The sequence below is a fragment of the Acinetobacter vivianii genome (assembly GCF_014635885.1).
GTDB classification, from domain to species: Bacteria; Pseudomonadota; Gammaproteobacteria; order Pseudomonadales; family Moraxellaceae; genus Acinetobacter; species Acinetobacter vivianii.
Window position 1 is genome coordinate 424,231 of record NZ_BMDR01000001.1, and the last position, 13,722, is coordinate 437,952.

At 41.3% G+C, this 13,722-nt stretch carries 12 protein-coding genes; 5 read left to right on the top strand and 7 right to left on the bottom strand.

The window, feature by feature from the left end; all coding sequences use genetic code 11:
* Nucleotides 1-19: 19 nt before the first annotated feature.
* Entirely contained in the window at nucleotides 20-1,408 is a 1,389-nt protein-coding gene (locus tag IEV36_RS02050; protein WP_005257626.1) for an NAD(P)/FAD-dependent oxidoreductase, read from the bottom strand.
* 416 nt (nucleotides 1,409-1,824) lie between these two features.
* On the opposite strand from IEV36_RS02050, the gene IEV36_RS02055 reads away from it, so the two are divergent.
* Both IEV36_RS02055 and IEV36_RS02060 read left to right on the top strand, forming a co-directional pair.
* Nucleotides 1,825-2,880: a proline racemase family protein gene (locus tag IEV36_RS02055; protein WP_005257627.1), complete on the top strand. Its 1,056-nt coding sequence runs from the start codon at nucleotides 1,825-1,827 to the stop codon at nucleotides 2,878-2,880.
* Between the two features lie 200 nt (nucleotides 2,881-3,080).
* Complete coding sequence (locus tag IEV36_RS02060) at nucleotides 3,081-4,133, top strand: GlxA family transcriptional regulator (protein ID WP_227591677.1); 1,053 nt, start codon at nucleotides 3,081-3,083, stop codon at nucleotides 4,131-4,133.
* A gap of 34 nt (nucleotides 4,134-4,167) precedes the next feature.
* On the opposite strand, the gene IEV36_RS02065 is transcribed toward IEV36_RS02060, so the two are convergent.
* The 6 genes from IEV36_RS02065 to IEV36_RS02090 form a co-directional block, all read right to left on the bottom strand.
* Nucleotides 4,168-5,670 carry an FAD-dependent oxidoreductase gene (locus tag IEV36_RS02065; RefSeq protein WP_005257630.1) on the bottom strand — a complete coding sequence of 501 codons (1,503 nt, stop codon included), beginning with the start codon at nucleotides 5,668-5,670 and terminating at the stop codon, nucleotides 4,168-4,170.
* Nucleotides 5,671-5,745: 75 nt separating this feature from the next.
* Entirely contained in the window at nucleotides 5,746-6,099 is a 354-nt protein-coding gene (locus IEV36_RS02070; RefSeq protein ID WP_005257631.1) for a RidA family protein, read from the bottom strand.
* Between the two features lie 10 nt (nucleotides 6,100-6,109).
* Nucleotides 6,110-6,460: a cupin domain-containing protein gene (locus tag IEV36_RS02075; RefSeq protein WP_005257632.1), complete on the bottom strand. Its 351-nt coding sequence runs from the start codon at nucleotides 6,458-6,460 to the stop codon at nucleotides 6,110-6,112.
* A gap of 43 nt (nucleotides 6,461-6,503) precedes the next feature.
* Nucleotides 6,504-7,847 carry an MFS transporter gene (locus IEV36_RS02080; protein ID WP_005257633.1) on the bottom strand — a complete coding sequence of 448 codons (1,344 nt, stop codon included), beginning with the start codon at nucleotides 7,845-7,847 and terminating at the stop codon, nucleotides 6,504-6,506.
* A 135-nt stretch (nucleotides 7,848-7,982) separates the two neighbouring features.
* Complete coding sequence (locus tag IEV36_RS02085; protein ID WP_005257634.1) at nucleotides 7,983-9,320, bottom strand: MFS transporter; 1,338 nt, start codon at nucleotides 9,318-9,320, stop codon at nucleotides 7,983-7,985.
* A 122-nt stretch (nucleotides 9,321-9,442) separates the two neighbouring features.
* On the bottom strand, nucleotides 9,443-10,762 hold the full coding sequence (locus tag IEV36_RS02090; RefSeq protein ID WP_005257635.1) for an NAD(P)/FAD-dependent oxidoreductase: 1,320 nt from the start codon (nucleotides 10,760-10,762) through the stop codon (nucleotides 9,443-9,445).
* Between the two features lie 423 nt (nucleotides 10,763-11,185).
* Here IEV36_RS02090 and IEV36_RS02095 point away from each other — a divergent pair, with 423 nt between their 5' ends.
* The 3 genes from IEV36_RS02095 (at nucleotide 11,186) to IEV36_RS02105 (ending at nucleotide 13,698) form a co-directional block, all read left to right on the top strand.
* On the top strand, nucleotides 11,186-11,371 hold the full coding sequence (locus IEV36_RS02095) for a type II toxin-antitoxin system Phd/YefM family antitoxin (RefSeq protein ID WP_005257636.1): 186 nt from the start codon (nucleotides 11,186-11,188) through the stop codon (nucleotides 11,369-11,371).
* 194 nt (nucleotides 11,372-11,565) lie between these two features.
* Entirely contained in the window at nucleotides 11,566-12,483 is a 918-nt protein-coding gene (gene yddG / locus IEV36_RS02100; RefSeq protein WP_032863906.1) for an aromatic amino acid DMT transporter YddG, read from the top strand.
* Between the two features lie 159 nt (nucleotides 12,484-12,642).
* On the top strand, nucleotides 12,643-13,698 hold the full coding sequence (locus IEV36_RS02105; RefSeq protein ID WP_005257639.1) for a GlxA family transcriptional regulator: 1,056 nt from the start codon (nucleotides 12,643-12,645) through the stop codon (nucleotides 13,696-13,698).
* The last annotated feature ends 24 nt before the right edge of the window (nucleotides 13,699-13,722 follow it).

The following is a 13,722-nucleotide window of genomic DNA, read 5'->3' on the forward strand; positions in this document are numbered from 1 at the left end:
ATTTATAAGTTACCAATGCTTACTTTTTCTTAGGTGCATAACCTGCTGGTGCCAAACTCACTAAAAAGTTAGTGATGGGGCCAGCATCCCGATCCTGATCTTCCAGTGATTCTTTTCTGACTAAGGCATCACGAACCCAATGTGCGCCGATATAACAGAATGGCTCAGGTGGTAATAACTTCATTTTTTGCTCAACTAGACCACAGTTTGCCCATTCATCATTGGCATCTTCTACTAATGATTTGATGATGCGGCTGGCAAATACTGTTGTACCCACACCATTTCCTGAGAAGCCGATACCAAAAATAATATTTTTATGCCCACCTAAATGACCAAAGTTAGGCAAGCCTTTCATTGCTCTATCTAGCGGGCCTGTCCAGCTGCTAATGACAGGTACATCTTCTAATTCCGGATAGAAAGAACGCATTTCAGCTTCTACACCTGCCGCAGCTGGTGATGGCTTTTCATACAGATCACCAATTTTTCCACCAAAAGCAAATTCACCTAATGGCTTGCCAAAAATAATGCGGCCTTGTGGGGTATTGCGCCAATAGTTCAAAATGGTGCGCGAGTCCATGACACATTCTCCACCACTAAAACCAAGTTGATCCAGACGCTGTTTGGCTGGTGCAGTCGCGACCATATCACTCGACATCACCATGATCATGCGACGCAGTTCAGGAAATTGAGCGCCCCATGCATTCATTGCAATCACAACTTTTTTTGCCTGCACTTGCCCTTTTTCAGTGTGAACAACTGGAGCTTCACTACGTTCTAGACGTGTCATTGGTGTTTTTTCGTAGATAATGACACCGAGCTCGATTGCGACACGACGCAAACCACGTGCCAAAAATGCGGGTTGGATTGTGGCTGCATTGGAGTCAAACACTCCTCCTAACATGCGCTTAGAACCTGAACGGCGCTGGGCTTCCTCTTTAGAGACCACTTTAAAGGGATTTACATTATATTTTTCAAGTTCACGGGTTAAACCGAGCCATGAATCCATTTGTCGTTTGTTACTGGCAGTCCATAGCAAACCATCTTTACGAAACTGTGCATCAATCTGATGTTCACGGCAAAACTCACCCATTTCATCAATTGCAGAATCTGCCGCCTCACAAATACGACGCGCTTCTTTTTCACCGCAAATTTCAACTAAAGATAAATATTTAGGCCACCAGTTATTTACGAAACCACCATTACGACCACTTGCGCCAGAGCCACAGCGGTCTTGTTCAACGACGACAATTTTCATGGCTGGGTTGGCTTTTTTGAGTCGAATTGCCGACCATAGTCCTAAATAACCGCCACCAATAATACAAACATCGGCTTTAACAGTTCCTTGTAAGGCCGGAGAAAGTGCACTTTCACGATCTAACGCCTCTGCATACCAAAATCCGCGGTACATAATTTGCCTCTTTGAAATTCGTTTTCCTGTATAAGATTCTGGACATGAACTGCATTCAGCGATATGAAGAAAATGACAATAATTAGAACGTTGTGGCAGACTTATTTTTTTTATTTTTTTCGGAATACTTATAAAAACATCATATAGATGAAACAATTATATCAATTGAATATTTATAAGTTGGTTTATTTGATGAATTTTATTTTTCATCATTCATAAAAAGATTTTAAAGGATTACAGACTAAAGAATCAGCATAATGTCCTAAATCTTCTAGTAAAAGACCGAATACCACTATTCCTTAAAACCAGCAAAAGCATATCTTATGAAGAGTAATGGAGTTATGACTTTCAGAGCTTGTGAAAAATAGATGCATGTTCATTCAACACATCTCGAATAAATTCAAAGGAAGACGAAAATGGCATTTAAAAGAACGTTTCACGCGGTAGATACCCATGCTGGCGAGCCAATGCGGGTGGTCACAGGCGGTGTTCCCCATATTCCAGGCAATACAGTTTACGAAAAGATGTGTTGGTTACGTGATAACGATGACCAGTTCCGCAAATTGATGCTACGTGAACCACGTGGTTACCCTCCTCTCTGCTGTAATGTTATCGTCCCGCCGTGTCATCCCGATGCCGATGCTGGCTATATCATTATGGAACAGGTGGAATATCCGGTAATGTCTGGTGGAAATACCATCTCAGTCGCCACAGTATTACTTGAAATGGGGATGTTACCCATGAAAGAACCTGTAACAGAATTAATCCTTGAAGCACCTGCAGGTCTCATCAAGATCACTGCTGAATGTAGAGATGGCAAAGTCAAGAATGTCACGTTTAAAAATGTTCCTGCTTTCGCAGCTTATCTGGATGCAGAAATTGATGTACCGCATTTAGGTAAAGTGACAGTAGATGTTGGCTGGGGTGGCATGTTTTATGTGATTGCCGATGTTAGACAGTTCCCGCATATTCAGCTAAAACCTGAACATGGCGCTGAAATTGCCCGTATTTCTGCGATGATTCGTCAGGCGGCTATTGAACAGTTGCCTGTCGCCCATCCAGATTACCCAGGGGTCGGAATTACCATTTCACAACTTTCAGGCCCAACAGATAGCCCCGATGCAGACTGGAAAAATGCAGTAACTGTGGCTTCTGGTGATTTAAGTTGGGACGATCCGCAAACTTGGACAGGCGCTATCGATCGTTGTCCATGTGGTACAGGTACTTGTGCAAAAATGGCAATTTTACATGCAAAAGGCCAATTAAAACTCAATGAGGATTTCCGTCATCAAGGTATTCTTGGCAATGTATTTACAGGCCGACTAGTTGAAGAAACCATGATTGGCGATAAAAAAGCAGTTGTTCCAACAATTACAGGCACCAGTTGGATTTATGGATTAAATACTTATGTATTAGATCCTGATGATCCATTTACAGAAGGTTTTACTGTAGGTGACATCTGGGCCGAATAAGACCTGATTTTGACCTAGAAAAATGCCTTAACTAGAGATTAAGAAATCACGCTTAATCTCTATTTTTATTTATAAAAAACAATATATTATGTCTTTATTTTAAAATAATTTTACTTCGTTTTTATAAAAAAGGAATATATAATAAAACGGACAGTCTCTAACTGTTAAACACTGCTCTTATGGAACTTGACGGTGACAATATGAAAAATGCAACTGCCCATGCCTATGAAGAAATTATCGATCCTGAAGAAAGCTTAACCCCAATTAGTCCAGATATGCGGGTTGCTTTTATTCTGATGAATAAATTTACGCTAGCGCCAGTTACAGGTCTGGTTGAATCATTAAGATTTGCGGCGGATAAATCTTTCCGTAGTTTGCAAATTTACTGTAAATGGGATTGGATGACCTACAATAATATTTCTGTCAGCGCCAGTTGTGGGTTAACTATCCAGCCGACGACAGACTTCAATTTAGAAAACCTGAAAAAGAATTATGACTACGTTGTGCTTGCGGGTGGTTTATTGAGTGAAACACGAGAGCCGCAGCAAGGTTTACTGGATGCTCTTAAAGAAATCCATGAGCAAAAAATTCCAATTATTGCGCTCTGCTCTGCATGTTTTGTATTAGGAAAAGCAGGTATTCTCAATCATCATAAGTGTGCAGTACACTTCACGATTCGGGATGAATTTGTTCAGCGTTTTCCTGATGCGATTGCATTGGTAGACAAAACCTATGTTGAAGATCGGGGGATTTTTACCTGTCCAGGTGGTACTGCGATTGATTTGGCGGCCAATCTTATTCGTCAACACTGTGGCGATGTTCGGGCACAAAAAGGACTAGAATATCTGTTGATTAATGGAGAAAAACCACCAAAAACCAAAGTAGTTCCTGAAATTGAAAAACCAGATACCTATGAGAATATTACCGTCTCTCGAGCCATTGCTTTTATGAGTGAAAACCTGAGTGCACATGTAACGCTAAAAGAAGTTGCTGATCACGCCAAAACCAATCCACGTCAATTGCATCGGGTTTTTATTGCCAACACCAATGAACCTCCAGCTAACTATTGGCGTCGACTGCGTTTAGAACATGCACGAAAACTCTTGGCAAATACCAGTGCTTATGTCACCACTATTGCCTTAGAGTGTGGTTTTTCAGATGCTTCACATTTTATCTTATGGTTTAAAAAGCAGTATGGAGAAACACCTTTTGCATATAGAAAAAGAAGACATGTGGTTGAAAAAATAAATTAACGAGGGGAACAGCTCGAATGTTCCCTACCGTTTTTTAAATGTTTGTTTCATTAGGCTTTCGATAAACTTTTTGAGTATCTTCTTTAAAATGAGAAAGTTCTGCCAGACGGCGTTGTTCTGACCAACCTAGCGCTTTTGCAGCAATCATGGATAACGCTTCGGCACGAGCAAATCCTAGATCTGGATCGAGACCGTCAGAAAGTCGTCTACGAACTAGATCGGAGAGACGGACAACATGCTCCTCCATAATCATTTGTGTAATATCTTGGTCATTCTTGGGATTATGAGATTTGAACATCATCCCTTTTGCAGGTGCATTTCGTTTGCCAAGATATTTTTCTACAGATTGTGCAGCCAAACGTCCAGCATGACGATGCATCATAATGTATGAGCCTGTCATCGTGACCAAGCCAGCCAGAGCTGGATCCTGAATCGCACGTACAGGTAAGCTCACTGTCTGACCATCTAATGTCGACATCGGTCGCACACCGCACCAGCAATGCTTTACATCTTTGCGTGTCAAATTCAGATCGGGAAACAAGAAATTCGCTTCAGCTAAAATATAGTCAATTTCAGCATCTAACACCTGAATATTATCTGGGTCATCTGTCACAAGCGATTCAGTTGGGCCAATAAAATGATATTCACGCCATGGGAATACATAGAATGTTTCACCTTTGCTGGAAAATGCTTCTAAGCCTTGCCCACGCCATTGATCTGGCAAGCGTACCATCACATTGACACCCTTACGTCCCAGCACTCGATTTATATCTTTTTTACCTCCACCGATAATCCGGTCCACCCATGGCCCACCTGCATTAACGATCGCTTTTGTTGTTATCTTGACTTGTCCATCCATTTCAGGCGCTTGTTCATTTAGGGTCACTTCCCATATTTCATTACATTTTTCAATTTGAGTAACTTTGGTATAAGTACGGATCTGAGCGCCACGTCGTTCAGCATCTAAGGCCGTATCTACACAAATACGTTCAGGCCAGTCATACATATATTCTTCGAATATCGCGACTTCAGGTGATGGCTTGCTCAGCGCTGCCACCATAGCACTCTCCTTTTTTGCGATATCGGGTGATACTTTACGATATGCCAGAGGTACGCCACGGCTGGTGAGCGTCTCCATCATTCGAAAACCAAAATCGATTAACCAATGTGGATAACGGTCGCCTTTTCTGAAAGGATAATGAAAGCGGTGTTTAGTCAATCGATGTGGTATGTCCGCAACTAACTCGGCCCGACAGTGCATAATATTGCGAGCATACAGAAAGCGTTTCCATAAAGAAATTAATCGAAATGGAATTTGCCATAAAGGAAAATCTGGTGCCAGATATCCCACACCAGAATACAACATACGGCTTGAACGCGACGAGGTGCCTTCACCAATGTCAGCCCGGTCGACCAGTAAAGTACGATAACCTCGCGCGGCTAACTCTCGTGCTGATGCACAGCCAACAGCACCTGCACCAATCACCACAACATCATAAATATCTTGATCTAAACTGTTTAAAGCCAAACGTCCCATATATCCCCCAACATTTTATTCAACTTCAATGCCGATCTGAAGTACACCCAGATCGGCACAGCAAGACCATAAAATCTAATTCACTACCGCTGTGGCTTGGATTTCAATCAAATAATCTGGCGTTGCCAATTGAGCGCCGACGCAGGCACGAGCAGGCTTATCAATTTCTTTCACCCAAGCATCATAAACCTGATTCATGGCCTCAAAATCTTGCATATTTGCTAACCAGATTTGAACACGTATAATCCGGTTTTTATCTGCACCTGCCTCTTCTAATAACTGTTCTAGCTGCTCTAACACGCAACTGGTTTGTTCAGTTATTCCCTTGTCTGTACATTTTGCTACTAGTCCAGCTGTTTCAATACGTTGCCCACTTATAACCACTTGACTGGCACGGGCACCGCTGCGAAGTCTTTGAATATCGCTCATTCATTTCACCCTAGAAAATACAGTAAGTTTTGCGGAAGTCTTCTTTAATATCCCAAACCCCTTCACAATGGGCTGGGAATAACACAGCATCTCCTGCACGAAGTTCGACAGGTTCTCCCCCTTCTGGCGTGAAAATGCACCAGCCTTTGACAATATGGCTAAACTCACGATTGGCAATATGACGTTTAAACTTGCCTGGTGAGCTTTCCCATACACCAATGCTTGCGGCAATCGTTTCAGAGCTTTGATCCTGAGCCGTACTTTGTTGGGCAATTAATTCACCGACTGGCAACTTTGCAGGTGCAGGTGCACCGAGTACTGCAGATTCTGCCTGACGTACAACAACGAGCTGATTTGACATAATGTTCTCCTGTTATGGTGTTTAGACCGAGATTTGATAAATGTTATTTTTCCACTGGCTTTAGACTTGCTGCCTGATTTAAATCCATGGCATCTACATCTGGCGCGAGTGCCCATGCTGACCATGCACCGATTAGGCAAACAGCAGCGGCCACAATCATGGTGATACCCACACCCCAACTGGCTAGAGCAAATGGCAATAAATATGTGCCGATTGCTGCACCGATACGTGAAATAGAAGTCCCTAGACCAACGGCGGAGGCACGAATTTCTGTAGGGAATAATTCATTTGGATAAACATATTCCATGACTTGAGCTCCCCCGATGAATACCGCATAGGCACCAAAGAGTAACAACACAACTGTAGGTGAGGCTTCGGGATATAAACCGAGAATAAACAAGGCAATACCTGACCATAAGAAGCTATGGAACAGCATCTTTTTACGGCCCATGGTATTGATCAGGGCCGTTGCTAGAAAACAACCCACAAAAAATAAGAAGGTAATGGCAACCGCACCCACTCCTGCCAAATCGCCTGTGAGCCCTAAAGCGGTTAATACCTGCGGTGCAAAGGCATAAATTGCAAACAGAGGTAAAATCGCACACGTCCAGAAAATAGAAACAAATAGCATGCGCTTACCGTAGCCTGAGTGAAAAAGTGCCCAAACTGAGGTATTGGTAGAGCTATTTCCGACTGTTTCAGATAAGTCCTGATGAGAATAATCTGGGCCATATACCTTTTTAATCACAGCATCTGCTTCTGCAATTCGCCCTTTATTCAGTAACCAGCGTGGTGATTCTGAGGCCCCCATACGGACCATTAAAAATAAAGCACCAGGGACGATTGCGCTGGCGAGTGCCCAGCGCCAAGCTTGTTCGCCACCAATTCTTAAGATGAGTTCTCCTACTGCATAAGCGACTGCAGCGCCAAGAAACCAGACCATGACCATGGCCGCCAGACGAGGACCACGATTTTTACGAGGCAAGAATTCTGCGAGGTAGGCTGTTGCAATTGGGTAGTCAGCACCAACAGCAATACCAATTAACAGGCGCCAGATAAAAAGCATGAGCGCGGATTCAACCCAGAACTGAGCCAGAGAAAAGCCAATAATGGCGATCAGGTCAATCAGATATAAAACTTTTCTTCCGTATTTATCAGTAATCCAACCACCGAGAAATCCGCCAATAAATACACCGATTAATGCTGAAGCAGCGATCATGCCTTGCCAGAATGTGGTAAGTGCTAAGGCATCTGTCATTTGCAACATGACCACACCGACGATACTCAGCACGTAACCATCTAAAAAAGGACCTCCAGATGAATAAAAGGTCAGTTTTTTATGATATGAGTTCAGAGGAATATCCTCTAAAGGAATCTTGGTTTTCATTGGTACTACCTGCCTTTTCTAAAGCAAATTGCACTCTATCCATTTTTTTAAGACAAAAAATCTCTATAGCTCCTCCAGAAAAGGAGCTAACTATTTGTTTTATATCATCTAGATAAAGTGGTTTATATAATGGAGTTAATTGTTATTTAATGAAGCAGCTTGATGTAAATCTACAACATCAATATGGGGTGCCCATGCCCGTGTGACCCATAACCCGACTAAACTGATGGCAGCGGCTATTAGCATGGTCGTTCCAATGCCCCAGTTTGCCAATGATAGAGGCACAAAGTAAGTTCCTGCCGCTGCGCCGATACGTGATAATGACGTGCCTAAACCTACTGCTGTAGCTCGGACTTCGGTTGGAAATAACTCATTTGGATAGACATATTGCATGACCTGAGCGCCGCCAATGAATACGGCATAAGCACCAAATAGAATCAGAATAATTAAAGGAGATGCGCTTGGGAAAAGGCCCAGTAATAGCAACATTAAACCTGACCAAAAGAAGCTGTGCGATAACATTCTTTTACGACCGACTGTATTGATTGTCATGGTTGCAGCAACACATCCGACACAGAACAGTACCGTAATCGCCACGGCGCCCCACTTTGCCATATCACCAGTTAAATTTAAGGCTAGCATGACTTTCGGTGCGAAAGCATAAATGGCAAATAAAGGAATGATTGAGCAGGTCCAGAATAAACCGACGAATAAAGTACGCTTACCATAGCCTGAGTGGAATAAAGACATCACAGATACTTTATTCTTTGCATCAGTTTGTTGTTCAGACAGATCTTCTACAGAATATTCAGCACCATAAATCTTTTTGATCACTTTATCCGCTTCATCAATTCGTCCTTGACTGACGAGCCAGCGTGCAGATTCGGGTGTACCTAAACGCCCTATCAAGAACAATGCACCTGGCAAAATGGCACTTGCAAGTACCCAACGCCATGCATCTGGCCCAGCAATTTGTAAAATTAACTCACCAATAATATATGCCGCTGCAGCACCTAAAAACCATGCGGTAACTAATGCTGAAAGTCGTGGTCCACGATTTTTACGCGGTAAGAACTCTGCCAGTAATGACGTTGCAATTGGACAATCTGCTCCAACAGCAGCGCCAATAAAGAAACGCAAAATTACCAGCATTAACGCCGTTTCAACCCAGAACTGAGCAACGGACAGACCGACGATCACGACCAGATTTAAAATATAGAGTAATTTACGACCAATTTTATCGGTTAGCCAACCACCTAGAAAACCGCCAAAGAAAATTCCAACTAGTGCTGATGCAGCAACCAACCCTTCCCACAACAAAGACAGATGTAATGCAGAAGAGATCTGGAGCATTACAACACCGATGATACTTAACACATAGCCATCCAGAAATGGACCACCTGCTGAATATATGGTCAGTTTTTTGTGAAATTTATTTAAAGGAACTTCCTCTAAAGGTATTTTATTACGCATATAAACTCCTTTACCTACACGGTATAAAACTGTTATCTATCCCTTAACAGCTTTCTTTAGAAAACAATTGTTATGACTCACGTAATACATGAGCTAACAATGTTTTATTTACTTTTTAGCATCTAACTTTCTTGACCTGCTCGGCATTGGCCCATCATTAAATTGACATTTACGCCAAGTGATAAAAACGGTTGTGGTGGGTTGGCATTTGGGCCAGGTGATGAAATAAGAAAGTCGATCAGTTCATTTCTTTCCCCTGCTAACCAGTCCGCCAACAATGTTCCTGCGATGGTGCCTTTGGTGGTTCCAAGGCCTTGCCAACATAATGCACCATAAACATTTGGTGCCAGTTGACCAAAGAAAGATTCATGATTTCTTGACAGGCACATCGACCCGCCCCAGGTATATTCGAACTCGACATTGGGTAACATTGGAAATCTATTTTCAAAAGACTTTCTTTGGCGTTGAGCGACCCGAGGCAAAAGATGAGGTTTGCTACGGCCATCGGTATTGAAACTAAAACTATTTCGCACCAATAAACGCTGATCTGGTGTTCTACGTAAGGTACTTCCAAATGGATCAGCAGGAATAATTCCCCAGGTTTTTTTGCCACCTAAAGCAGATTGCTCTTCTTCAGTGAGTACCCGAGTCATGCTGGCATAAGTAAAAATTGGCAGTAATCGTCCTTTCAAGAAACCGAATTGGGAGGCAAAAGCATTGTTGGTAAGAATAAGCTTGTTTGCAATCAAGGTGCCATTTGCCGATTGCAAGGTAATTTTTTTTGCATAATCGACCTGAGTAATTGCCGTATTTTCATATAGCGTGACATTCTGAGGCAAATTATCTGCTAATCCTTTCACAACAGCCGCGGGTTGAACCAATAAAGTGCCTGGTGTGTAGAGTGCTTTTTTATAAAAGTGTGTACCAAAATGTTCTGGAATATCCTGCTCTTCAATAATTTCGCAATGCTGACCTAATTTTTCCAGTCCATTTTTATAGGCTTCTAAAACTGCCAAACCACGTTTTTCTACAGCAGCCTGATATTTACCAGCAGCTTCGATCTGGCAATCAATTTTGTATTCTGCAACCAGTTTTTTTATAATGCCTTGTGCTGCCAAGTTTAACTTGAGATGTTTTTCTGCAATTTTAATATCACCGATATAGTCCGCAGCGCCAATATCATGCGGTAAATCAATCATAAAACCTGAATTACGTCCTGAAGCGCCATAACCGACTTCCTGTGCTTCAACCAGAACGATATGATCATTTGGAAAATTTAGGGCAAGTTGTCGGGCTGCTGATAATCCTGTGAAACCAGCGCCAACGATGACCCAGTCTGCTTCAACTTTTCCTTTGAGTTGTGGTTTGACCAGTCTGGATGGGCTTAAATGAAACCAAGCGCATCCATTATCATCAGCAGGTGTCGAGCCGATATTTCTCATAAGAAATTCCTAAAATCCTTTTCTTATTATTTTTGTCCTCATTTCGATGTCTTGCATATAACAAAATGGGCGAATACTATGAAGAAATGGACATTTAAATAAAAAAACCAAAAAATATAAAACAATCCTTTGTGTAAAATAAATATATTAATCAGTAGGTTGCTTTGCAAATTGTTTTCTTTGAAATTGGGCTTAGTTCTTTTTTTACTTTCAATGCTGTTTGCGTTTTATGGGATAAATTGACCTTTTTTTTATATTTATAATTTTTTAACAATGTTTAGATAGCTTACCCCGAATCGTGATTTTAAACCGAACCATAGGGTCATCTTCCAATTGTCGATCAATCAAGGGTGAGCATTTTTTAGCGATTTTCAGGCTCTAGCATGAGATTTATATCGTTATTTTCATTACACGGAGTTGAATATGGACCGTTTTAATTATTCAAATGCGAGAGCACAGTTATCCATGCTGATGGATATAGCAGCCGGAGGACAAGCTGTAGAAATTACGCGTCGGGGAAGAGAGCCCGCAGTAATTATCAGTAAGGCCGCTTATGAGGCTTATAAAAAGGCCCAGTTTGAAGCAAACTGTGCCAAAGAATATAAATAGAAAAGTGTTTACGAGTCATCATAATATTTTAGTTTTTATGATGACTTTTATTTATATTTCATCAGTAAAAAAGAATATTATATATTTGGTCCTAAGTGATATATCGCTTTATTTCTAGCTGTTTTATCTTGCTTTATATTTCAATCAATTCTTCTCTTCATTGATTTTTTACAATGAGTTCATGATGCATACTTATGCCTAAAAATATAGCGACCTTAATTGGTCTGAGTGCCATAGTGATGTGGGCTTCCATGGTCGGTCTGATCAAGCAAGTGAGTACAGGTATCACGCCTGCTTTAGGCATAACCATGATTTTTAGCTGTAGTGCTGTGCTTGTTTTTACAATTTTCAGATTTCCTGATTTTAAAAAGATTTCTAAAAAATATTTGGTACTTTCTAGCTTGCTGTTTGTGGCTTGTGAACTTTGTTTTTCTTTTGCTATTGCTTTAACCAAGACCAGCCAGCAAGCCATCGAAGTCAGTATTATTAATTATTTATGGCCGAGTCTGACCATTTTTGCTTTTGTTATTTTTAAAGAATTAAAGTTTAATCTATTTATAATTGTGGGTTTAGTTTTCTCTGTCAGTGGAATTATTTTCATTCAAGCTGGGAATGATGGTTTTAGCTTTCAAAGTATTGCTGCAAATTTTGATTCAAATCCAGTCAGTTATATTCTGGCATTTTTTTCAGCCATCACTTGGACGACATATTGTGTAGTGACCAAGAAAATGAGTAATGGACATAATCCGATTTCTGTCTTTTTTATTATTCTTGCGATCACTTTATGGTTAAAACTGCTATTCAGCCATGAACCACTGGTTTTCCCTACCGAACCGATGATTTTTCTGTATATTCTGCTAGCAGGAAGTGCTGTCGGCCTCGGTTATGCGGCGTGGAACGTGGGCATCATTCATGGCAATATACCCATACTGGTGATTGCTTCATATTTTACGCCTGTCATTTCTTCTGTAATTGCAATGTTTGTGCTTCAAACCCATCTTTCCACGATATTCTGGCAAGGCACTGCGATGGTTACTTTAGGCTCCTTTATTTGCTGGCTATCAACCAACTGGCAAAGTATCCGATCACGTTTCAACAAATTAAGTTTTTAATCCATCCTTATAAAATTCTGCAGGGCAATATTGACCCAATTTTACAGAAAAATAGTCTCTACACCTGTTAAAATGAGGCTGATACAGGAATGTTAATTCAATAAAATAAGTAATCATTTTGATTTAACACTGCTCTTCGGGATAGTGACGGTGAAGAATATGAAGCATTTATCATCTAATGCTTATGATGAGGTTTCCCCTACGCAAGAAAGCCTTGCAAAAATAAAACCAGATCTACGGGTGGGTTTTATTCTCATGGATAAATTCACCTTGGCACCTGTCTCTGGTTTTGTTGAGGCGCTTAGATTTGCAGCAGATCAATCTTTTAGAAGTTTACAGATTTATTGTAAATGGGACTGGATGACCTATAACAATCAACCTGTGAATGCCAGTTGTGGGTTATCTGTGAATCCCACCAAAGACATGGACTTAAAACAACTCAAGCACAATTATGACTATATCGTTATTGCAGGTGGTCTATTAAGCGAAACCCGTGAACCGCCCGAATATCTATTAGATACTTTGCAGCAACTTCATAGCGCCAAGATCCCGATTATTGCATTATGTTCTGGCTGTTTCGTATTGGGTAACGCTGGATTACTTGATGGACGTAAATGCGCGATCCACTTCACTACGCGAGATGAGTTTGTCACACGTTTTCCAAAAGCCATCACGCTGATAGAACAGAATTATATTGAAGACCAAGGGATTTTTACCTGTCCAGGTGGTACCGCTATCGATTTGGCGGCTGACCTAATTCGGTTGCATTGTGGCGAGATTCGCGCACAAAAAACGCTTGATTATTTGCTGATCAATGGCAAAAAACCGTCCACTACTGAAAAACAAACGACGACCTTAGATAATCCTGCAACCTATGAAAATCATATGGTTGCGAAAGCGATTGCCTTTATGAGCGAAAACCTCAGCGCCCATGTCACGCTAAAAGAAGTCGCTGAACATGTGAATACCAGCCCACGACAATTACATCGGGCTTTTATCGCCAATACCAATGAACCACCAGCAAATTACTGGCGTCGTTTAAGACTGGAACATGCGCGTAAATTACTGGCCAACACCAGTGCCTACATCACCAATATTGCGATTGAATGTGGCTTTTCTGACGGTTCGCATTTCATTCTCTGGTTTAAAAAACAATATGGTGAAACGCCATTTGCTTATCGAAAACGGCGTCATGGGGTAGAAAAACTGAAATAAGCGTTACGATCGATTAAAATTGTT